Genomic DNA, 21719 nt, shown 5'->3' on the forward strand with positions numbered 1-21719 from the left:
GGAACATAGGCGGAAAGATCTACGACGATCCCGGGACCGTCGCAGGCTTCCGTTACTTTTTGGGTGGGGTGCAATCCGGGGAAACGACCGGCTGCAAGGTGTCGAGCAATTGCAGCATCAGCCCCTGCGGCCCCTGCGCGACATGGGCGGCGACGCCAAAGCAGCGGGCCAGATTTTCCGGTGTCAGCACTGCTTCGGGGCGGCCGTCGGCCATGATCCGGCCCTGATGCAGCAGAATCAGCCGCGTGCAGTGCCGGGCCGCCAACCCCAGGTCGTGCAGTGAGGCCAGCACCGCTCGGCCTTGGTCCGCAAGGCGGCGGAACAGCCGCATGACCTCGATCTGCGCCGCCGGGTCAAGGCCGGCTATGGGCTCGTCCGCGATCAGCAGCGGCGTATCCTGCGCCAAGGCGCGGGCCAGCAGCGCCCGGGCCTGTTCGCCGCCCGAAAGCTGCGTGGCCGGGCGGTCGCGCAGCGGCAGAAGCGACAGCGCCGAAAGCGCGGCCTCGACGGCGGCGTGGTCGGTCTCGCCCGCGGCATCGGGATGGGCGATGCGTCCCAGCGCCACCAGCGTCTCGACCGAGACCGGCCAGGCAATCTCGCGCCCCTGTGGCATGAAGGCCGCCGCCCGCGCCCGCAGCCGCGCCGGCAATGCAGCGAGCGAGCTGTGCCCTTCGGCCGGCAGCAGCCCCAGCGCGGCGCGCAGCAGCGTGGTCTTGCCGGCGCCGTTCGGGCCCAGCAGGCCGACGAATTCGCCGGGCGCGACGGTCAGGTCGATGCCCTCGATCACCGTCCGGCCGTGACGGCGGCAGGCCAGGGCAGAAAGCGCCAGCGTCATGCCTGCCTCCGGGTTTTCAGGATCAGGTGCAGGAACAGCGGTGCTCCGACCAGCGCGGTCAGCACGCCCAGCTTCAGGTCCTGCGCGGGCAGGATCAGCCGCACTGCGATGTCGGCGGCCAGCACCATCGCCGCCCCGCCAAGCGCCGAGGCGACGAGCAGCCGCGACGGCCGCGCGCCCGCCGCACGGCGCAAGAGATGTGGCACCACCAGCCCGACGAAGCCGATGGACCCCGCCACCGCCGTCGCCCCGGCGATCAGCGCCGCGCAGCCCAGAACCAGCCGCAGCCGCAACCGGCCCAGGTCGATGCCGCTGGATGCCGCCGCATCCTCGCCCAGCGTCAGCGCATCCAGCGCGCGGCCGGTGGTCAGCAGCAGCCCGGCGCCCGGCAGGATCAGCGCGGCTGCGATCCAGACATGCGGCATGGCGCGGTCGGCCAGCGAGCCCATCATCCAGAAGGTGATCTCATTGGCGGCAAAGGGATTCGGCGACAGGTTCAGCACCAGCGCGGTGCCCGCCCCCGCCAGCGCCGAAATGGCGATGCCGGCCAGGATCAGCGACAGCGTGCCGCCGCGCGGGCCGGCCAGGGCCAGCATGGCCAGCACCGACAGCGCGGCCCCCGCCAGGGCCGCCAGCGGCAGGCCCAGGGGCACGACCGCCGCCAGCCCGGTCTGGATCGCCAGCACCGCGCCCAGGCTTGCCGAGGCCGAGGTGCCGATCAGCCCCGGCTCGGCCAGCGGGTTGCGCAGGAAGCCCTGCATGGCCGCGCCGGCCAGCCCCAGCGCCGCGCCGACCAGCAGGCCCAGAGCCGCGCGGGGCAGGCGGATCTCGCGCATGACCAGCCCCAGCATATCGTCGCCCCGGACCAGCGCGGCGAGGCTTGGGCCAATCCCGGCCCCGGCCGGCCCGGTCAGCAGCGAGCCCGCAAACAGCGCCGCGACCAGCAGGCCGAGCAGGCCCAGCAAGACGGCGGGGCGCATCATCGCCGGACCCCGGCGGCGGCGGGCAGGTTGGCCACGGCGCGCAGGATGCGCGGGTTGCCGCAGATCCAGTCCGGGTCGGCCATCACCGCCGCCGGCCTGTCGCGCAGCAGCGCGCGCAGGGCCGGGTGGTCCAGCATGTCCTGGGCGCGGGCGTGGCCGGCATAGCGGCGGCCCAGGATCACCAGGTCGGGCCGGGCCAGCAGCAGCGCCTCCAGCGGCAGCGTGCCGCCCGGGCCAAGGCCCAGCTCGTCGGCGATATTGGCATAGCCCGCCAGCGCGACGATCTGCCCCGCCAGGCTGTCGCTGCCCAGCGTATAGCCGTTCACGGCATAGATCGCGGCGCGCGGGCGCGGCTCGGGCGCCGGCGGCAGGCGGGCGAGGTCGGCGTCGAACCGCGCCAGCGCGGCTTCCGCCTCGGCCTCGCGGCCCAGAACCTGGCCCATGCGGGCGATATTGCCGCGAATGCCGGCGATGTCGCTTTCGGGCTGGAACACCTCGACCGGGACGCCGACCCGGCGCAGCAGCGAAAGGGTCGTGGGCGGGGTCCAGGTGCCCGCCAGCACCAGGTCGGGCTTCAGCAGGAAGATCTCTTCGGCCAGCCCGTTGTTCGCCGGCAGGGCTGCCGCCGCTTCGGCCATGCCCGAGGACAGCGGGTCACGCGCCAGATAGGAAACCGAGACCAGCTGTCCCGGCGCCGCCAGCAGCATGGCCAGCTGGTCGGTGCAAAGGTTGATCGAGACGACCCGGCGCGGCGCTTCCGCCGCGACGGGCAGGGCAAGGCAGGCAAGAAGGCCGGCCAGAAGCCAGCGCGCTACCATCGCGCCTGCAATCCGGCATAGGCGGTGCGGCCCTGGCCGTAATAGCCCCATGCCTCGGAATGGTCCTTGTCGAACAGGTTCTCGACCCGGCCGTGCAGACGGATGTTTTCGGTCAGGTCATAATGCGCGGCAAGGTTGACGGTGGCGAATTCCGGCAGTTCGGTGGTGGCCGGCGTGTCGGGCCAGGCGGTGTTATACCATTCCTCGTCGTAATTGTCCGCGACATAACGCAGCTCCGCCGACAGGCCGCCGCGCCCGGCCGCGAAATCCACCTGTCCGCGCAGGTTGACCTGATGCCGGGGCACACGCGCGACGCGGCTGCCATCCTGCTGGCGCGCGTCGGTATAGGTATAGTCGGCGCCGATGCGGATGGCATCCGTCACCTGCATGGCCGTCGTCACCTCGAAGCCCTTGCGGGTGCTGGTGCCGTCAAGGTTCACCGAGCTTTCGCCCGAGCCGGTGATCAGGTCCTCGACATCGCTGTGAAAGACGGTCGCGCCCAATGTGCCCGCGCCGCCGGCATAGGACAGATCGACGCCCAGTTCATAGCCGAGGCTGCGTTCGGGGCGCAGGTCCGGGTTGCCCTCGTAAGAGCCGGGGATATAGCCGAATTGCTGGAACATATCGGGATTGACCACGGCCCGGCCCGCCGCCGCGCGCAGGCGGATGTCCCGCCCCGGCACCTGCCAGCCCGCCGACAGGTTCCACGAGGTCGCATCCTTGAACCCGTCGTTCAGGTCGCGGCGGATGCCGGCCTGCAGGTCGATGTCCGGGTCGAGATTGCCCAGATATTCCAGCGCCAGCGCAGTCGTGTCGCGTTCATAGATCCCGCCGGGCGCAAAGGAGCTGCGATAGGTCTCGCGCTCGGTCGCGGCGCTGAAGTTCAGGCGATGGCGGGTGCTGGCCAGGTCGGCGCCGTCGATGGCCCAGCTGCCCAGATACTGCACGCCGCGGCGGCGCGCGGCGTCGTCATAGTCATAGGCGCCGTCGTTCAGGAACAGGGTGTCCTGGTTGGTGCCCGAGACGGTCAGCCGGTGGGACAGCCGTCCGTCCAGCGCCTGCGCCTCGATCCAGAGCGAACCAAAGAGCTCGTTGCGCTCGGCGGTCAGCGGCGCGTCGATCAGGTAATCGTCGGGGGTGGGCACCGGGACGAAGCTGCCAAGGTCATAGCCATATTCCTGCCAGCTGCGGCGCAGGGCGAAACCCGCGCTGACGCTCTCGGTCAGGTCATAGCGGCCGCGCAGCCCGATCGTGTCGCGGTCGTTGAAATCGCGGTCGCCGCCGGAACGGGAGGCATCCTCGCCCTCGACATGGCGCGAGTCCAGCGACAGCACCAGCTCGCTGCGCCCGTCCGAATAGCTGACATGGCCGTTGGCCGCGCGGGTGCCCAGCCCGCCGATCTCGACCCCGCCGCCATAGCGGAACCCCGTCTCTCGCGCGCGCCGCGTCGTGATCGAGATGACGCCCGCCGCCGCGTTCGAGCCGTAGATCGCCGATTGCGGGCCGCGCAGCACCTCGATCCGGTCGATGTCGGCGGCGGTCATGCCCGAGAAGGTATAGTCGCCGGAGGCCGGAGAGTTCGCCTTGACCCCGTCGATCAGCACCAGGACGTGGCCGGGCTCGCTGCCGCGGATGCGCAGCTTGGTCAGCGTCTCGCCGGTCGAGGTGACGGCCACGCCCGGCACGCTGCGCAGCGCGTCCTGCACGGTGGCGATGCCGCGTGCCTCGATCTCCTCGGCGGTCAGCACGGTCGAGGCGCGGCCATAGGCATCGCTGGCGATGGGGCTGAGCCCGGCCGACAGGATCACGGGATCCAGGATGACGGCGTCTTGCGCCGTCGCGACGGCCGGCACCAGCGCCGCCGCCAGAGTCATGATGAAAGCTCGGGTCCGAGACATGCCTTGACCTTTCCGGGCACGGGCCGCAGCCCGCGGGTTGCAGAACTGCCCTGCGCAACGGGCCGGTCGGCCCGCCCGCCAGGGGGTGAGCGTCACCTCTGCGGAACGGCCGCTTTCCCGGTGCGCCCCGCGCCGGAAATGGGTGAACGCCTCGGCAGGTCTCCTGACTCGCGGATCGTCGCTTCGGCCGGCCTTCCCGGGACGCGCCCAGTGGCATTATCGACCGTCGCTCGCCGCCTACAGTTGCGGGGGCAGTGCCGGATTGGCCCGGGGGCTTGCCGGCTTCCCTTTTCATCCGGCAAGGGGCCGGAACCGAAGCAGCCACCTGTTCGCGCGACGAGGCCCCGGCTGTCAAGGGGTCTGGCCCGGCCCGCATGGGGTGGCGGGCCATGGTTTCATGCCGAAGCCGAACGAAAAAGGCGCCGGACCCGCCGGCGCCCTGTCATTTTGCCGCAGGGGATCAGGCCAGCCGCTGCCGCAAGCCCGGGTCACGGGCCAGCGACCCTTGCACGAGCTGGCCGAAGATCAGCCCGATCCCGGCCCAGAGCATTGCCACGATCACCAGCGACACGCTGCGGAACTGCCAGAGCAGGTCGCCCGGAAAGCCGGCCGGCACCTCGTTGATGGCGGGCAGGACGAGGCCGGCGACGACCACCAGGACCAGATAGGCCAGCCCGCCCAGGATGCCGGCGCGCCAGCGGTCGCGGCCGCTGCGCGCCACTGCCACCGCGATCACCATGGCGATGAGCGACAGCGCCATCATGGCAAAGAACATCTGCGTGCGCAGGCCGATGGTCTCGCCATGACCCACGGCGGGCGGGTTGGCCGGGTATTTCAGGAAGGGCACCAGCACGACCGAGACATAGCCCAGCACCGCCATCACCCCCGCCGTCGCCCGCGCGCCTAGATGCGAGAACCGGCCCTGCACGAAGGCGAAGACCAGCGCGAAAAGCCCGCCCAGGCCGGCGCCGAACACCGCCATGCCGGTCAGCAGGCCGATGCCGGCCTGGGTGGCGCGGCTGATGCCCTCGCCCTCGCCATGGGAATGGGAATGGCCGGCGGGTTCGGGCTCGGCCGTGGCAGCGGCGGTCGGCGCGTCGTGGCCGTGGTCATGAGCGTGTTCGGGGGCGGCGGGCGCGCCCGCTTCCTCCAGCGCGATGGCGGCGGCGACCGGCGGCTCGCCCCAGACCTTGCCGACGCCAAAGGCCAGCACACCCGCGATCAGCCCGGCAATCATGCCGAGCACCAGATAACGTCCTGTCATGGGGGCTGCTCCTCAGTGGCAGGGAAAGCCGAGAAGGTGGCGCGCGTCATGCACGAATTCATGCACGCCGGTGCCGTCGAGAAGCGCGACCGCGCCCTGTTCGGTGCTGACGAAATACAGCGCCAGCAGCATGACCAGCCCGGCGAAGATCGCCCAGGGCGCCCATTCGCCCAAGGGAATCGGGCGGCTGCGGAAATCGTCTGTGGCTTCGGTATAGGCCATCGCAATGCTCCTTCGGATACGCGTCCGGTTGGGATGTTGACATGCCCGGGCTCGGGGTCTGACTTCCGCCCCTGATGGGCGCGGTTACAGTGGCGCGACCGTGCCGGAGTTCCACCGGCTTCCCGCGACTGGGCAATGCCGGGCAAGCTGCGCTGCAGAGCGGCAAATGTCAAAGCAAACTTGCGCCCGCCCGGCGCCGCGGCCAATCTGGCGCCATGGCAAGCCGCATCCTGCTGATCTGTTCGCTGGCCCCGGCGCGGCCGGTGTTTCCGGGTGACGATCCCGCGCTGCCCGGCCCGCATCCCCGGCCGGGTCCGGCCCGCGTGTCGCCCCTGCGCCGCGCGGTGCAGACGGCCGAGGCTATGGGCCTGGCTGCGCGACCCGACCCGGCGCTGGCCGAGATGGACTATGGCGCCTGGGCCGGGCAGTCCCCCGAGCAGGTGCTGGCCCAGGACCCCCAGGGTTTCGCCCGCTGGCAGGACGACCCCCATGCGGCGCCGCATGGCGGCGAGAGCTTCGCCGCCGTGGTCGAGCGCATGGCCCGCTGGTTGCAGGACCGGGCGCAGGGGGGCGACAACCTGCTGGCCGTGACCCATCCGGCCCCGATCCAGGCGGCGCTGGTGCATGTGCTGGGCGCGCCGCTGGCCGCCGCCCGCGCCATCGGCGTCCGGCCGCTGTCGCGCATGCAGCTGACCCATGACGGCCGGCGCTGGTCGCTGCTGCTCTTGCCCTGAAGCCGGCCGGCGCGGGTGCCCTTTCGCCTTGCGGCTTCCTGCGCTATGGGGGCGCGTCGGGCCCGTTCCGCCGGCCGCGACGCCTCCCTTGACTATCTGCGGACAAGAACCATGACACATATCCATTCGGGTGCTGCCGCGAGCCGGCAGAAACCCCTGAACTCGCCCGTTCAGGTGCTGACGGCCAGCCTGATCGGCACCACCATCGAATTCTTCGATTTCTACGTCTACGCGACCGCGGCGGTGCTGATCTTCCCGACGCTGTTCTTCCCGTCCTCGGACCCGATGACGGCGCTGCTGGCGTCATTCGCCACCTTCTCGATCGCCTTCTTCGCGCGGCCCTTCGGCGCCGTGGTCTTCGGCCATTTCGGCGACCGCATCGGCCGCAAGGTCACGCTGGTCGCGGCGCTGCTGACCATGGGCATCTCCACCGTCATCATCGGGCTGCTGCCCAGCTATGCCCAGATCGGGGTCTGGGCGCCGCTGCTCTTGGCGCTGTGCCGGTTCGGCCAGGGCTTCGGCCTGGGCGGGGAATGGGGCGGCGCGGTGCTGCTTGCGACCGAGAACGCGCCCCCCGGCAAGCGCAGCTGGTATGGCATGTTCCCGCAGCTGGGCGCGCCGCTGGGGCTGTTCCTGTCCTCGGGCTTCTTCTGGGCCATGCTGCATTTCATCAGCCAGGAGGATCTGCTGGCCTGGGGCTGGCGGCTGCCCTTCCTGTCGTCGATCTTCCTGATCGTGATCGGGCTCTGGGTGCGGCTGTCGATCACCGAAACGCCGGAATTCGCCCGCGCCATCGCCAAGGAAGAGCGCGTCTCGGTCCCCGTGGCCGAGGTCTTTCGCAACCACAAGCGCAGCCTGTTCCTGGGCACTTTCGTCGCGCTGGTGACCTTCGTGCTGTTCTACATCTGCTCGGCCTGGCTGCTGTCCTATAACGTCAAGGTGTTGCAGATCCCGTTCAAGGACGCGCTGGCGATGCAGATCTTCGGCTCGGTCGTCTTCGGCATCGCCATCCCCATCGCCGGCAAGGCCGCCGACCGGATCGGGCGCTATGGCTTCCTGATCGGCGTGACGGTGGCCATCGCCGCCTTCTCGTTCCTGCTGGCGCCGCTGATGCAGGGCGATGCGCAGAACGAGGGCTCGATCTATCTGTTCATCACCCTGGGCATGTTCCTGATGGGGCTGACCTATGGCGTGATTGGCGCGGCGCTGGCCGCGCCCTTCCCGACGCGGGTGCGCTATACCGGGGCCTCGATCACCTTCAACTTCGCCGGCATCTTCGGCGCCTCGCTGGCGCCCTATGCCGCGACCTGGTTGCAGACGCATCACGGCATGGCCTCGGTCGGCTATTACCTGCTGGCGGCGGCGGTCATCACGCTGCTCTGCATCCTGGCCTCGGGCCGCGACCAGGTCTGAGCCTTTGGCCAGCGCAACCGGACGGGCGGCCGCCGCGGCCGCCCGTTTGCGTTTCGGCGGCGGATGCGGTTTATGCGAGGCATGACGCCCGAGGAACTGATCCGCAGTATTCTGGCCGGGACCGAGCTGCGCTCGGCCTCGTTCATCGTCACCGTTTATGGCGATGTCGTGGTGCCGCGCGGCGGCGTGTTGTGGACCGGCACGCTGATCGAGATCTGCGACCGCGTCGGCATCAGCGAATCGCTGGTGCGCACCGCCGTCTCGCGCCTGGTGGCGGCCAAGCGGCTTTGCGGCGAACGGGCCGGTCGGCGCAGCTATTACCGGCTGGACGCCTCGGCCGGGCAGGAGTTCCAGCGCGCGGCGGCGCTGCTCTATGCGCCCGACCCGCCGGCGCGTGGCTGGCAGATCCTGCACGCCCCCGACCTGCCCGAGGACCAGGCCCGCCACCTGCGGCTGGGCCAGATGGCGCCCGGCGTCTTCATCCGCCCGGACCGCGGCCAGCCGGTGCCGCCGGGCGCGCTGGTCTTTCCGGCTGGCGATCCGCAGCCGCTGGCCGAGGTGGCGCGCTATTGGAACCTGTCTGCCTTGCAGGCGCGCTATCGCGACATGCTGGCGCGGTTCTCGCCGGTCGAAACCGCCGACCCGCTGCCGGACGAGACCGCGCTGGTGATCCGGCTTCTGCTGGTCGAGACCTATCGCCATGTCCTCTTGCGCGATCCGCTCCTGCCGGCCCAGGCGCTGCCGGGGGATTGGCAGGGCGGGGCGGCGCGCGCGCTGTTCGACCGGCTCTATGCCCGGCTGACTCCGGGCGCCGAGCGCCACATCGCCGCCCGGTTCGAGGGCGTCGACGGTCCGCTGCCGGCCCAGACCGCGCTGACCCAAGCCCGGCTGGTCGGAATGGCCTGATTTTTGCCAGTCTTTCCAGAGCTTTGAATGGGCATGCGACAAAACATCACAGAAAGCCGCAAGTTTTGCTTTATCTGTGATGTTTGCCGCGCTATAAGCTGACCAATCGGTCGGCGAATTGGGAGAATCGCCGGTCTTTCACGAACACAAAGGAAAGCGGGATGCAGGAAGCCTTCATCTGCGACGCGGTGCGCACCCCCATCGGACGCTATGCCGGCGCGCTGGCCCAGGTCCGGGCCGACGATCTGGCGGCGGTGCCGCTGAAGGCGCTGATGGCGCGCAATCCGGGCGTGGACTGGGCGGCCGTCGATGACCTGATCTATGGCTGCGCCAACCAGGCGGGCGAGGACAACCGCAACGTCGGCCGTATGGCCGTGCTGCTGGCCGGCCTGCCCATCGGCGTGCCCGGGACCACGGTGAACCGGCTCTGCGGTTCGGGCATGGACGCGATCGGCATGGCGGCCCGGGCGATCAAGGCGGGCGATTGCGATTTCGTCATCGCCGGCGGGGTCGAGAGCATGACCCGCGCCCCCTTCGTCATGCCCAAGGCGGAAAGCGCATTTTCCCGCTCGAACGCGGTCTATGACACCACCATCGGCTGGCGCTTCGTCAACCCGGCGCTGAAGGCGCAGTTCGGCATCGACTCGATGCCGCAGACCGCCGACAACGTCGCCGCCGATTTCGGCATCAGCCGCGCCGACCAGGACGCCTTTGCCGCCCGCTCGCAGGCCCGCTGGGAGGCGGCGCAGGCGGCCGGGGTCTTTGCCGACGAGATCGTGCCGGTGACCATCCCGCAGAAGAAGGGCGAGCCCATCGTCTTCGACACCGACGAGCATCCGCGCCCCGGCACCACGGCGGAAACGCTGGCCCGGCTCAAGGGCGTGAACGGCCCCGAGCTGACGGTCACGGCCGGCAATGCCTCGGGCGTGAACGACGGTGCGGCGGCGCTGGCGATCCTCTCGGGTCCGACGGCGCAGGCGCAAGGCCTGACCCCCAAGGCGCGCATCGTCGCCATGGCCGCGGCGGGGGTCGAGCCGCGCATCATGGGCATCGGCCCGTCGCCGGCGGCAAAAAAAGTGCTGGCGCGCGCGGGCATGACCATCCAGCAGATGGATGTGATAGAATTGAACGAGGCCTTCGCCAGTCAGGCGCTTGCGACTCTGCGCGACCTGGGCCTGCCGGATGACGCCGCGCATGTGAACCCGAACGGCGGCGCCATCGCGATGGGCCACCCCTTGGGCATGTCCGGCGCCCGGCTGGTGACGACCGCCATGTATCAGCTGCACCGCAGCGGTGGCCGCTACGCGCTTTGCACCATGTGCATCGGCGTGGGACAGGGCATCGCCATCATCATCGAACGCGTCTGAGGAGGCCCGCCATGTATGCCCAGGTTGTGAAATCCGAAGGCAGCAAGACCCGCGACGAGATGACCCCCGAGGAGCTTGCCTTCCAGGACCGCATCGACCGCGGCGAAAAGATCGAGCCCAAGGAATGGATGCCCGAGGGCTATCGCAAGACGCTGATCCGCCAGATCGGCCAGCACGCGCATAGCGAGATCGTCGGCCAGCTGCCCGAGGGCAACTGGATCACCCGCGCCCCCACGCTGGAGCGCAAGGCGATCCTGCTGGCCAAGGTGCAGGACGAGGCCGGGCATGGGCTGTATCTCTATTCGGCGGCCGAGACGTTGGGCGTCAGCCGCGACGAGCTGATGGAACTCTTGCATGCCGGCAAGATGAAGTATTCCTCGATCTTCAACTATCCGACGCTGACCTGGGCCGACATGGGCGCGGTCGGCTGGCTGGTCGACGGCGCGGCGATCATGAACCAGGTGCCGCTGCAAAGGACCAGCTACGGCCCCTATTCCCGCGCCATGATCCGCATCTGCAAGGAGGAGAGCTTCCACCAGCGCCAGGGCTACGCCATCATGATGAAGATGGCGCAGGGCACGCCGGCGCAGAAGCGCATGGCGCAGGATGCGCTGAACCGGCTGTGGTATCCCTCGCTGATGATGTTCGGGCCGTCCGACAAGGACTCGGTGCATTCCGCGCAGTCGATGGCGTGGAAGATCAAGATGAACACCAATGACGAGCTGCGGCAGAAATTCGTCGACCAGACCGTGCCGCAGGCGGAATATCTGGGCCTGACCGTGCCCGACCCGGACCTGAAATGGAACGAGGAGAAGGGCGGCTACGATTTCAGCGAGCCGGACTGGTCCGAGTTCTACGACGTTCTGGCCGGCAACGGGCCCTGCAACAAGGATCGGCTGGGCGCCCGCGTCAAGGCCTGGGAGGACGGCGCCTGGTTCCGCGACGCGCTGGTCGTCCATGCCGAGAAGGCCGCCGCCCGCCGCGCCGTCGCCGCCGAATAACCCGCGCCGAATAACCCGCCAGGAACATGCGGCCCCCGCGCCGCGACCAAGTAAGGGAGAACACCATGTCCAAGGAATGGCCGCTCTGGGAGGTCTTCATCCGGGGCCAGCACGGGCTGAACCACCGCCACGTCGGCAGCCTGCACGCGCCCGACGCTGAAATGGCGATCCTGAACGCCCGCGACGTCTATACCCGCAGGAATGAAGGCGTCTCGATCTGGGTCGTGCCCTCGGCGCAGATCACCGCGTCGAGCCCGTCGGAGAAAGGTCCGCTGTTCGAGCCCTCGAACAGCAAGGTCTATCGCCACCCGACCTTCTTCGACATCCCGGACGAAGTGGGGCATATGTGATGCCCTCGCTGCCCGACATGAACACGCCCGAGGTGGCGGAACTGGCCCGCATGCAAGGCGCGCATGCCCACCCCCCGGTGCCCGCCCCCGACGCCGGCGAACAGGCGCTGTTCGAATGCCTGCTGCGCATCGGGGATTCGACCCTGGTCCTGGGCCACCGCGTCTCGGAATGGTGCGGCCATTCCCCGGCGCTGGAAGAGGACATCGCGCTGGCCAACGTCGCGCTGGACCTGATCGGCCAGACCCAGAACTGGCTGGCGCTCGCCGCCGAGGTCGAGGGCCAGGACCGCAGCGCCGACGACCTCGCCTATCTGCGCGACGCCTGGGATTTCCGCAACCTGCTGCTGGTCGAGCGCCCGAACGGCGATTTCGGCCATACGCTGATGCGGCAGTTCTTGTTCGACGCCTGGCACCATGAATTCCTGAAGGGCGCCGCGGCTTCGACCGACCCGCGGGTGGCGGAAATCGCCGCCAAGGCGGCGAAAGAGGTGGCCTATCATCTGGAACGGACCTCGGACCTGATCGTGCGGCTGGGCGACGGCACCGCGGAAAGCCACCGGCGCATGGCCGCTGCCGTCGAGGCGCTGTGGTCCTATACCGGCGAGATGTTCCTGGCCGACGCCAAGGACGCCGAGATTGCCGCGCGGGGTATCCTGCCCGATCCGGCCAGCCTGCGCGAGCCCTGGCTGGCGACGGTCGGCGCGGTCTTCGCCGAGGCGACGCTGGCGCTGCCCGACAGTGCCTTTGCGCACAAGGGCGGCAAGCAGGGCATCCATACCGAGCATCTGGGCTATATCCTGGCCGAGATGCAGTTCCTGCAACGCGCCTATCCCGGTGCGAGCTGGTAGGATGGCCGCGCCCAGCATCGCGCAGGTCTGGGACTGGCTGGCCGAGGTGCCGGACCCCGAAATCCCGGTGCTCAGCCTGACGGACCTGGGCATCATCCGGGACGTGGCCTGGCAGGATGACACGCTGGTCGTCAAGGTGACGCCGACTTATTCCGGCTGCCCGGCGACCAGCATCATCAACCTGGATATCGAGACCGCGCTGCGCGGCCACGGCATCGACAAGCTGCGGCTGGAACGGCAGATGTCGCCGCCCTGGACCACCGACTGGATCACGCCCGAGGGCCGCGACAAGCTGCGCGGCTATGGCATCGCGCCGCCGGTGGACGGCACCGCGGCGGACGGGGTGCTGGCGGGCCGGATCGCCCGGCTGGGCGGCCACAACCTGACCATCGCCTGCCCGCGCTGCGGCAGCACCAACACGGAAAAGATCAGCCAGTTCGGCTCGACCCCCTGCAAGGCGAGCTATCGCTGCAAGGACTGCCTGGAACCATTCGACTATTTCAAATGCCTGTAAGGGCTTGGGAAGGATACCCAAAATGGCACGCTTCCACCCGCTGAAAGTGACCGACGTGCGCCGCGACACCCGCGACGCCGTGGTCGTGACCCTGGCCCCGCGCGACGAGGACCGGGCGCTGTTCGACTTTACCCAAGGGCAATACCTGACCCTGCGCCGCGACTTCGACGGCGAGGAACTGCGCCGCTCCTATTCGATCTGCTCGGGCGTCGACGACGGCTGCCTGCGCGTCGGCATCAAGCGCGTCGATGGCGGCGCCTTCAGCACCTGGGCCAACGAGAACCTGGCGCCGGGCGTGGAAATCGACGCCATGCCGCCGATGGGCAAGTTCCATACCCAGACCGACCCCGCGGCCGAGCGGCAATATCTGGGCGTGGCGGCGGGCTCGGGCATCACGCCCTTGCTGTCGATCATCAAGACCGTGCTGGCGCGCGAGCCCCGCTCGCAGTTCACGCTGGTCTATGCCAACCGCCAGATCAACTCGATCATGTTCCGCGAGGAGCTCGAGGACCTGAAGAACCTCTACCTTGGCCGCTTCTCGGTGCTGCATATCCTCAAGGCCGAGGCGCAGGAGATCGACCTGTTCACCGGCCGCATCGACGAAGGCAAGATGGCGGCGCTGTTCCAGCACTGGATCGATCCGACCGCGCTGGACACCGCCTTCATCTGCGGCCCCGAGGGGCTGATGCTGGCCGTGGCCGCCAGCTTGCGCGAACACGGGATGCGCGACGAGCAGATCAAGTTCGAGCTGTTCGCCAGCAGCCAGCCCGGCCGCGCCAAGGCCCGCGCCGTGTCGCAGCAGGCGGCGACGCAGGGCAATGGCACCGCCGCCACGGTGACGCTGGACGGCGCCACGCGCAATTTCCAGATGCCGCGCGAGGGCGAGACGATCCTGGAAGCCGCCATCGCCAACCACATGGACGCGCCCTATTCCTGCAAGGCCGGGGTCTGCTCGACCTGCCGCTGCAAGGTGCTGGAGGGCGAGGTGGAAATGGCCATCAACCACGCGCTGGAGGATTACGAGGTCCGCGCCGGCTATGTCCTGTCCTGCCAGGCCTATCCGATCAGCGACCGCGTGGTCGTCACCTATGACGAATGAGGCAGCCATGACCCAGACCATGAACCTTGACGACTATCTCGCGCAGGGCGGCGTGCTGACCTCGCCCGGCAACGTGCCGCCGCGCTATCGCGGCGAACTCCTGCGGCTGATGTCCAGCTTTGTCGACAGCGAGCTGGCGGCCTCGGCGGGCTTCGCCGATGCGATCAACTTCGCCCCGGCGATCAAGGAGCGTATCGCCGCCAGCCGGATCACGCTGGAAAAGGCCGACCACGCCGAGCGCGTGCTGGCGGTCATGGCGGATTTCGGCACCGACAGCCGCCGCTATCAGCAAAGCCACGACTGGGCTGCCCGCGTCGACCGCGAGGCCGACATCGGCGCCGCCCGGCGCGAGGGCGACATGCGCCTGTCGGTGTTCCACTACCCGATCGCGGGCTGGACCGACGCGGTGGTGATGAACGTGCTGCAGGGCCTCGCGGCCGGCGTGCAGATGACCGAGCTGACCCGCGTCTCCTACGCGCCGCTGGCCGAGGTTTTCCGCGAGATCGCCCCGCGCGAGGCGCGCCACGCGGGACTGGGCCTGGAAGGCCTGGCCGCGCTGGCCGAAAGCGACCGCGACAGGGTGCAGGCGAGCCTTGGCTATTGGCACCCGCGCGTGGCGGCGGGCTTCGGCGCCGCGCATTCCGCGCGCTATGAGACGCTGCGCCGCTTTGGCCTGCGCCACCAGCCGAACGAGGTTCTGCTGGCCCGCTGGGAAACGCTGGTGGCCGAGCATCTGGCCGCATTCGGCCTTTGATTTCAGGGGCGCGGCCATCCGCGCCCCGTTGCGAACAGGATTGGAAGGAAACGCGATGACCACGCTGCGCCGTTTGGAAAGCTATGTCTGCGGCGGCTGGACGCCGGGCGCCAAGGAAGGTCAGACCCTGCTGGATGCCGCGACCGGGGCGCCGGTGGCGCTGATCGACTCGACGGGCCTCGATTTCGCGGCCGTGCTGGAGCATGGCCGGGCCGCGGGCGCCAGCCTGCGCGCCATGACCTTCCACGAACGCGCCGGCATGTTGAAGGCCCTGGGCCTGGCCCTGATGGCGCGGAAAGAGGAGTTCTACGCCGAAAGCCTGCACACCGGCGCCACCCGGGCCGACGGCTGGGTCGATATCGAGGGCGGCATTGGCACCATGCTGGCCTTTGCCTCCAAGGGCCGGCGCGAACTGCCCAATGCCCGCGTGCTGACCGACGGCGAAGTCGAGGTGCTGTCGAAGGACGGCAGCTTCGTCGCCCAGCACATCCTGTCGCCCCTGGAAGGCGTGGCGGTCCATATCAACGCCTTCAACTTCCCGATCTGGGGCATGCTGGAGAAAATCGCGCCGACGCTGCTGGCCGGCCTGCCCTGCGTGGTGAAGCCGGCGAGCCAGACCGCCTATCTGACCGAGCTTTGCGTGCGCCGCATCATCGATACCGGGCTTTTGCCCGAGGGGGCGCTGCAACTGATCTGCGGCTCGGTCGGCGACCTTCTGGACCATGTCAGCGAACAGGACGCCGTGACCTTCACCGGCTCGGCCTGGACCGGCCGCAAGCTGAAGACCCATCCGGCGGTGGTGGCCAATTCCGTGCGCTTCACCATGGAGGCCGACAGCCTCAACGCCTCGATCCTTGGCCCCGACGCGGTGCCGGGCACCGCCGAATTCGACCTGTTCGTGCGCGAGGTCGCCCGCGAGATGACGACCAAGGCCGGGCAGAAATGCACCGCCATCCGCCGCGTCATCGCCCCCCGCGCGCAGGTGCAGGCGCTGGTCGCCGCGCTGCGCGAACGGCTGGACAAGACGGCGCTGGGTCTGCCGGGCGACGAGGGCACGCGCATGGGGCCGCTCGCCAGCCTCGACCAGCGGGCCGAGGTGCGCGAGCGCATCCGCGACCTGCAAGCCGTGGCCGAGATCGTCGCGGGCGATCCCGACGCGGTGCGCGTCGCCTCGGGCGATCCCGAGCGCGGCGCCTTCCTGAACCCGGTGCTGATGTATGCCGATGCGCCCAAGGCCGCCGCGGCGGTGCATGAGGTCGAGGCCTTCGGCCCGGTCTCGACCGTGATGCCCTATGACGACTTGGACGAGGCGGTGGCGCTGGCGCGGATGGGACGGGGCTCGCTGGTCAGCTCGGTCTTCACCGGCGACGAAACGGTCGCGGAAAAGCTGGTGCTGGGCGCCGCGCCCTGGCATGGAAGGGTGCTGATCGGCAGCGCCGAGACGGCGAAAAGCTCGACCGGGCATGGCTCGCCCCTGGCGCCCTTGGTCCATGGCGGGCCGGGCCGCGCCGGTGGCGGCGAGGAAATGGGCGGCATCCGCGGCGTCAAGCATTACATGCAGCGCACGGCGGTGCAGGGCACGCCGCGCCTGCTGTCCGCGGTCACCGGCCGCTGGATCGAAGGCGCGCCGACCCGCTCGGGCGAGCATCCGTTCCGCAAGTCGCTGGCCGAATTGCGCATCGGCGACCAGCTGGTGACCGCCACCCGCACCATCACGCTGGAGGATGTCGAGCATTTCGCGCATTTCACCGGCGACACCTTCTATGCCCATATGGACCAGGCGGCGGCGCGGGCCAATCCGTTCTTCGACGACCGCGTGGCGCATGGCTACCTGATCGCCAGCTTCGCGGCGGGGCTGTTCGTGGAACCCAATCCCGGCCCGGTGCTGGCGAATTACGGCGTGGACAACCTGCGTTTCCTGAACCCGGTCTATTTCGGCGACAGCCTGCAGGTGCGGCTGACCTGCAAGGAGATCAACCCGCGCGAAAACGCCCAGCATGGCGAGGTGCGCTGGGATTGCCGGGTGACGAACCAGCGGGGCGAGGTGGTGGCGCAATATGACGTGCTGACCATGGTGGCCAAGACCTGGCCGCTGGCGTCCGAGGCCGCTGCCTGAGCGTCGCGGCCATTCCCATTTCGCGATCGAGCCCCCACATAGGGGGACGATCGCAATTGAAGGAGGCCGCGATGAACGCAAGGACCAGGGAAGAGGCGCTGGCCAGCCTGACGCCGGAACAATACCGGGTGACGCAGCAGAACGGCACCGAACGGCCGTTCAGCGGCGAATACGACCACCATTTCGAACCCGGCATCTATGTCGATGTGGTCTCGGGCGAGCCGCTGTTCGCCTCGTCGGCGAAATACAACTCGGGCTGCGGCTGGCCGGCCTTCACCGCGCCCATCGTGGCCGGGAACGTGCGCGAATTGCGCGACGTCTCGCATGGCATGATCCGCACCGAGGTCCGCTCGGCCCAGGGCGACAGCCATCTGGGCCATGTCTTCAACGACGGGCCCAGCGACCGGGGCGGGCTGCGCTATTGCATCAACTCGGCCTCGCTGCGCTTCGTGCCGCGCGACCGGATGCAGGCCGAGGGCTATGGCGATTACCTGGACCAGGTGGAGGACGCGCAATGACCGAGACGGCAATCCTGGCCGGCGGCTGCTTCTGGGGCATGCAGGAGCTGATCCGCAAGCTGCCCGGCGTGGTCTCGACCCGCGTCGGCTATACCGGCGGCGACGTGGCGCATGCCACCTACCGCAACCATGGCAATCATGCCGAGGCCATCGAGATCACCTTCGACCCGGCCCGGACCAGCTATCGCAAGATCCTCGAGTTCTTCTTCCAGATCCACGACCCGACCACGCCCGACCGCCAGGGCAACGACCTGGGCCCCAGCTATCGTTCGGGGATCTTTTATACCTCGGACGAGCAGCGCCGGATCGCCGAGGAGACCATCGCCGATGTCGATGCCTCGCGCCTGTGGCCGGGCAAGGTGGTGACCGAGGTCAAGCCCGCCGGGGATTTCTGGCAGGCCGAGCCCGAGCACCAGGATTACCTGCAACGCCATCCCGCGGGCTATACCTGCCATTTCGCCCGGCCGAACTGGGTGCTGCCGCGCCGGCAGGCGGCCGAGTAGGGCTTGCGGGGTTGCTGCCGGGGGCTTTCTGCCCCCGGACCCCCGAGGGTATTTCGGGAGCAAAGAAATCAGGCGGTGTCGAACGGGGCCACGCCGGGCTCGTCCTTGAGCGTCTTCAGCACGATTTCCGAGCGCACCTGGGCGACCTGCGGATGCGGCAGCAGCTGGCCATGGACGAAATCGGCGAAGCTTTCGAGGTCGCGGACGCGCAGGTCCAGCACGTAATCCGCATCGCCCGAAACCGAGAAGGCCGAGCGGATCGCCGGCTGGCTGGTGACGAAGCGGGCGAAGTCGTCCTCCTTGCGCTGGCCGTGGCTCGACAGGTTGACGCGGATGATGGCGCGCAGCCCGAAGCCCAGCTTCGCGGCGCTGAGCCGGGCGGCGTAGCCCTCGATCACGCCCGCCTGTTCCAGCGCCGCCCGCCGGCGCGAGCATTGCGAGGCCGAGAGGTTGACCACCTCGGCCAGGGCGGCATTGGTCATGGCGCCGTCGCGCTGCAAGGCGATGAGAATCGCGATGTCGAACCGATCCAGCTGCATTTCATGCACCATCCTGCGATCTGATGCGTATTTCGTGCAAATCCTTGCCGGATAGCCGGCGCTTTGCAAGCCCGTTGCAGCCCGGCGGTGGCATAATGGACCCAGGAACGCACTGAACAGGACGAAGACCATGGGCCCTTTCCCGCATGACGCCCCCAGGGCGAGCATCAGCGCCGCCAATCCCGCCGGCACCGATGGGTTCGAGTTCGTCGAATTCGCCCATCCCGAGCCGGGCCGGCTGGACCTGATCTTTCGCCAGATGGGCTTCGTGCCGGTGGCGAAGCACCGGCGCAAGGATATCACGCTCTATCGCCAGGGCGACATCAACTACCTGCTGAACGCCGATCCCGACAGCCATGCGGCGGGCTTCGTCGCCGAACACGGCCCCTGCGCGCCGGCGATGGCCTGGCGCGTGGTCGATGCGCAGCTGGCCCTGGCCCGTGCGCTGAGCCTGGGCGCGACCGAATACACCGGCCCCGGCAAGTCGATCGAGGCGCCGGCGGTGCATGGCATCGGCGGTTCGCTTCTGTATTTCATCGACCGCTACGGCGAGACGGGCAGCGCCTATGGCGGTGATTTCGACTGGCTGGGTGAGGCCGATCCGCGGCCCGAGGGCTTCGGCTTCTACTATCTCGACCACCTGACCCACAATGTGATCCGCGGCAACATGGACACCTGGTATCGCTTCTATCACGACACGTTCAATTTCCGCGAGATCCGCTTCTTCGACATCAAGGGCAAGCAGACCGGGCTGGTCAGCCGGGCGCTGACCTCGCCCGACGGCAAGATCCGCATCCCGATCAACGAATCGACCGACGACCACAGCCAGATCGAGGAATACCTGCGGCGCTACAAGGGCGAGGGCATCCAGCATATCGCCATCGGCAGCGAGGACATCTATGTCGGCACCGACCGCATCCATGCCGCCGGGATGAATTTCATGCCCGGGCCGCCCGACACCTATTACGAGATGTCGCACGAGCGGGTCAAAGACCACGGCGAGCCGCTGGACCGGCTGCGCAAGCACGGCATCCTGATCGACGGCGAAGGCGTGGTCGGCGGTGGCGAGACCCGCATCCTGCTGCAGATCTTTTCCCGCACGGTGATCGGGCCGATCTTCTTCGAGTTCATCCAGCGCAAGGGCGACGACGGCTTCGGCGAGGGCAATTTCCGCGCGCTGTTCGAATCGATCGAGGCCGATCAGATCCGGCGCGGCGTGCTGTCGAAGGCCGGCTAGCCGCCGCCCGGGCCGGCTTAACAAAGGCTAGCCGCCGCCGCGGGGAACCCGTATGCCCTCCAGCCGTTTCTTCGGCAACGGCAGGAGGATGCAATGACCCATACCGACGACCAAAGCCGCGACTTCTGGGACCGGCTCGACGATATCAACTCGGGCATGCTGGGGCTGGTGCAGGATCCCCGGCTGGTGCCAATGTCGCATTATGCCGAGCCCGAAACCGGCACATTGTGGTTCATCACCGCCAAGGGCACCGACCTTGCGCAGGCGGTCGCCGGGGGCCCGGCCCCGGCGCTGCATGTCGTCACCGAGGAATCGGCGGGGCTCTTTGCCCGGATCGAGGGGACGCTGTCGCTTTCGAACGACCGCGCCAAGCTCGACGAGCTGTGGAACGCCGTCGCCGCCAGCTGGTTCGAGGACGGCAAGCAGGATCCCGATATCCAGCTGATGCGGCTGGACCTGACGGCGGCCGAGGTCTGGCTGACCGGCGGCAACCTGCGCTTTCTCTATGAAATCGCCAAGTCCAAGATCACCGGCAGCCAGCCCGACATGGGCCGGCATTTCGCCCTGAGCTTCTGACCGCCTCAGTTCAGCAGCATGACCTGCACATCGGCGACATTGGTGCCGGTGGCGCCGGTCAGCAGCAGGTCTCCGGCGGCGGCCAGCGCGGCATGGCTGTCGTTGTTGGCCAGAAGCGCCTGCGCATCGGCGCCAGCGGCCGCGATCCGAGCCATGGTGCCGCCATCGACCACGCCGCCGGCGGCATCGGTCGGCCCGTCGCGGCCGTCGGTGCCGCCGCTCAGGAACACCCAGTCGCCGCGCTGGCCCTGCATGGCATCCGCGACGCGCAGCGCCAGTTCCTGGTTGCGTCCGCCCTTGCCGTTGCCGCGCAGGGTCACCGTGGTCTCGCCGCCGAAGATCAGCGCGGTCGGGCGGTCGGGCGGCGCCTCGCGCGCGGCCTGCACGATCAGCGCCGCCGCCTCGGCCACGTCGCCCTCCAGCCGATCCGAGACGATACGCGCCGCCCAGCCCGGCGCCACCACGTCCCGCATCGCATGCAGCGATTGCTCGTTGCTGCCGATCAGGTAATTCTCGGCCGCAGGCAGGGGCGCCGCGCTGTCGGGCGCGTCCAGAACCTGGCGCACCGCATCGGGCAGGCGGTCCCAGATTCCATTGTCCTGCAACAGCTTGCGCGCCTGTGCCCGGTTGCCCAGCGGCGCCGAGGTCGGCCCCGAGGCGACCGCACCCAACTCGTTGCCGATCACATCCGACAGGATCAGCCCGGTCACCGGCGCCGGCGCGGCATGGCGCAGGAAGCCGCCGCCCTTCAGTTCGGACAGCTGCTGGCGGATCAGATTCATCGCGGTGATGTCGAGCCCGCTGGCCAGCAAGAGCCGGTTCACCGCCTGCTTGTCCGCCAGCGTCAGCGGCGCGCGCGGTGCCGGGATCAGCGCCGAGCCGCCGCCCGAGATCAGCGCCAGCACCCGGTCGCCCGGTCCGGCGCCGTCCAGCGCCGCCAGGATCTCGCGCCCCGCCCGCAGCCCGGCCTCGTTCGGGACCGGGTGGCTGGCGGTCAGGACGCGGGCGCCGGGAATATCGGCCGCGTTCCCCTCATGCGTGACGGCCAGCGCGATGCGGGCATCGGGCAGATGCACCATCGCCTCGGCCAGCATGGCGGGGGCGGCCTTGCCGACGGCGACCAGGATGGTGCCGCCGGTGTCGGGATGGCGCTGGAAATGCCGGCGCACCGCCAGCGCCGGGTCGGCGGCGCTGACCGCAGCGGCGAAAAGCCGCTGCGCCAGC

At 69.1% G+C, this 21719-nt stretch carries 23 protein-coding genes and 1 riboswitch; of the genes, 15 read left to right on the top strand and 8 right to left on the bottom strand.

Annotated features, from left to right (window positions below; all coding sequences use genetic code 11):
* Positions 1-52: 52 nt before the first annotated feature.
* From ASV56_RS21680 to ASV56_RS21705, 6 genes are all read right to left on the bottom strand, one after another.
* A complete protein-coding gene (locus ASV56_RS21680; protein WP_062564034.1) occupies positions 53-835 on the bottom strand; it encodes an ABC transporter ATP-binding protein in 783 nt (260 codons plus the stop codon).
* Positions 832-1815 (bottom strand): FecCD family ABC transporter permease, encoded by a 984-nt coding sequence (locus ASV56_RS21685; protein WP_172823807.1) that lies wholly within the window; start codon positions 1813-1815, stop codon positions 832-834. Before ASV56_RS21685 ends, ASV56_RS21680 begins: the two co-directional genes overlap by 4 nt.
* Positions 1815-2636 carry an ABC transporter substrate-binding protein gene (locus ASV56_RS21690; RefSeq protein ID WP_062564036.1) on the bottom strand — a complete coding sequence of 274 codons (822 nt, stop codon included), beginning with the start codon at positions 2634-2636 and terminating at the stop codon, positions 1815-1817. Before ASV56_RS21690 ends, ASV56_RS21685 begins: the two co-directional genes overlap by 1 nt.
* Positions 2630-4534 carry a TonB-dependent receptor plug domain-containing protein gene (locus ASV56_RS21695; RefSeq protein ID WP_253880227.1) on the bottom strand — a complete coding sequence of 635 codons (1905 nt, stop codon included), beginning with the start codon at positions 4532-4534 and terminating at the stop codon, positions 2630-2632. The genes ASV56_RS21690 and ASV56_RS21695 overlap by 7 nt, the downstream gene beginning before the upstream one ends.
* A gap of 136 nt (positions 4535-4670) precedes the next feature.
* A riboswitch (cobalamin riboswitch) is annotated at positions 4671-4866 on the bottom strand.
* A gap of 128 nt (positions 4867-4994) precedes the next feature.
* Positions 4995-5798 carry a CbtA family protein gene (locus ASV56_RS21700; RefSeq protein WP_062564038.1) on the bottom strand — a complete coding sequence of 268 codons (804 nt, stop codon included), beginning with the start codon at positions 5796-5798 and terminating at the stop codon, positions 4995-4997.
* Between the two features lie 12 nt (positions 5799-5810).
* Positions 5811-6020, bottom strand: coding sequence for a CbtB domain-containing protein (locus ASV56_RS21705; RefSeq protein ID WP_018001696.1), 210 nt, complete (start codon positions 6018-6020; stop codon positions 5811-5813).
* Positions 6021-6235: 215 nt separating this feature from the next.
* Here ASV56_RS21705 and ASV56_RS21710 point away from each other — a divergent pair, with 215 nt between their 5' ends.
* The 13 genes from ASV56_RS21710 (at position 6236) to msrA (ending at position 18143) form a co-directional block, all read left to right on the top strand.
* Positions 6236-6754 carry a histidine phosphatase family protein gene (locus ASV56_RS21710; protein WP_062564039.1) on the top strand — a complete coding sequence of 173 codons (519 nt, stop codon included), beginning with the start codon at positions 6236-6238 and terminating at the stop codon, positions 6752-6754.
* A 111-nt stretch (positions 6755-6865) separates the two neighbouring features.
* The gene (locus ASV56_RS21715) at positions 6866-8167 is read left to right on the top strand and encodes an MFS transporter (protein ID WP_062564040.1); all 1302 of its coding nucleotides are present in this window, start codon (positions 6866-6868) and stop codon (positions 8165-8167) included.
* A 72-nt stretch (positions 8168-8239) separates the two neighbouring features.
* Positions 8240-9073 carry a PaaX family transcriptional regulator C-terminal domain-containing protein gene (locus tag ASV56_RS21720; RefSeq protein WP_062564041.1) on the top strand — a complete coding sequence of 278 codons (834 nt, stop codon included), beginning with the start codon at positions 8240-8242 and terminating at the stop codon, positions 9071-9073.
* Positions 9074-9234: 161 nt separating this feature from the next.
* Entirely contained in the window at positions 9235-10440 is a 1206-nt protein-coding gene (pcaF, locus tag ASV56_RS21725) for a 3-oxoadipyl-CoA thiolase (RefSeq protein ID WP_062564042.1), read from the top strand.
* A gap of 11 nt (positions 10441-10451) precedes the next feature.
* Positions 10452-11441: a 1,2-phenylacetyl-CoA epoxidase subunit PaaA gene (gene paaA / locus ASV56_RS21730; RefSeq protein ID WP_062564043.1), complete on the top strand. Its 990-nt coding sequence runs from the start codon at positions 10452-10454 to the stop codon at positions 11439-11441.
* A 65-nt stretch (positions 11442-11506) separates the two neighbouring features.
* Positions 11507-11791, top strand: coding sequence for a 1,2-phenylacetyl-CoA epoxidase subunit PaaB (gene paaB / locus ASV56_RS21735; RefSeq protein WP_018001690.1), 285 nt, complete (start codon positions 11507-11509; stop codon positions 11789-11791).
* Entirely contained in the window at positions 11791-12639 is an 849-nt protein-coding gene (gene paaC / locus ASV56_RS21740; RefSeq protein WP_156429275.1) for a 1,2-phenylacetyl-CoA epoxidase subunit PaaC, read from the top strand. Before paaB ends, paaC begins: the two co-directional genes overlap by 1 nt.
* A gap of 1 nt (position 12640) precedes the next feature.
* A complete protein-coding gene (gene paaD, locus ASV56_RS21745) occupies positions 12641-13153 on the top strand; it encodes a 1,2-phenylacetyl-CoA epoxidase subunit PaaD (protein ID WP_062564044.1) in 513 nt (170 codons plus the stop codon).
* A gap of 22 nt (positions 13154-13175) precedes the next feature.
* Positions 13176-14252 carry a 1,2-phenylacetyl-CoA epoxidase subunit PaaE gene (gene paaE / locus ASV56_RS21750; protein ID WP_062564045.1) on the top strand — a complete coding sequence of 359 codons (1077 nt, stop codon included), beginning with the start codon at positions 13176-13178 and terminating at the stop codon, positions 14250-14252.
* 7 nt (positions 14253-14259) lie between these two features.
* On the top strand, positions 14260-15006 hold the full coding sequence (locus ASV56_RS21755) for a Phenylacetic acid catabolic protein (RefSeq protein ID WP_062564046.1): 747 nt from the start codon (positions 14260-14262) through the stop codon (positions 15004-15006).
* A 55-nt stretch (positions 15007-15061) separates the two neighbouring features.
* Positions 15062-17122, top strand: coding sequence for a phenylacetic acid degradation bifunctional protein PaaZ (gene paaZ / locus ASV56_RS21760; RefSeq protein WP_062564047.1), 2061 nt, complete (start codon positions 15062-15064; stop codon positions 17120-17122).
* Positions 17123-17193: 71 nt separating this feature from the next.
* Entirely contained in the window at positions 17194-17640 is a 447-nt protein-coding gene (msrB, locus tag ASV56_RS21765; protein ID WP_062564048.1) for a peptide-methionine (R)-S-oxide reductase MsrB, read from the top strand.
* On the top strand, positions 17637-18143 hold the full coding sequence (msrA, locus tag ASV56_RS21770) for a peptide-methionine (S)-S-oxide reductase MsrA (RefSeq protein ID WP_062564049.1): 507 nt from the start codon (positions 17637-17639) through the stop codon (positions 18141-18143). The genes msrB and msrA overlap by 4 nt, the downstream gene beginning before the upstream one ends.
* A gap of 68 nt (positions 18144-18211) precedes the next feature.
* On the opposite strand, the gene ASV56_RS21775 is transcribed toward msrA, so the two are convergent.
* Entirely contained in the window at positions 18212-18682 is a 471-nt protein-coding gene (locus tag ASV56_RS21775) for an Lrp/AsnC family transcriptional regulator (RefSeq protein WP_253880229.1), read from the bottom strand.
* A 130-nt stretch (positions 18683-18812) separates the two neighbouring features.
* On the opposite strand from ASV56_RS21775, the gene hppD reads away from it, so the two are divergent.
* Both hppD and ASV56_RS21785 read left to right on the top strand, forming a co-directional pair.
* The gene (gene hppD / locus ASV56_RS21780; RefSeq protein ID WP_062564050.1) at positions 18813-19919 is read left to right on the top strand and encodes a 4-hydroxyphenylpyruvate dioxygenase; all 1107 of its coding nucleotides are present in this window, start codon (positions 18813-18815) and stop codon (positions 19917-19919) included.
* A 93-nt stretch (positions 19920-20012) separates the two neighbouring features.
* Complete coding sequence (locus ASV56_RS21785; protein WP_062564051.1) at positions 20013-20495, top strand: pyridoxamine 5'-phosphate oxidase family protein; 483 nt, start codon at positions 20013-20015, stop codon at positions 20493-20495.
* Positions 20496-20500: 5 nt separating this feature from the next.
* Here ASV56_RS21785 and ASV56_RS21790 read toward each other — a convergent pair whose 3' ends face one another.
* A complete protein-coding gene (locus ASV56_RS21790; protein ID WP_062564052.1) occupies positions 20501-21718 on the bottom strand; it encodes a glycerate kinase type-2 family protein in 1218 nt (405 codons plus the stop codon).
* Position 21719: the final 1 nt, after the last annotated feature.

This window comes from Paracoccus aminovorans (genome assembly GCF_001546115.1).
Classification (GTDB): domain Bacteria; phylum Pseudomonadota; class Alphaproteobacteria; order Rhodobacterales; family Rhodobacteraceae; genus Paracoccus; species Paracoccus aminovorans_B.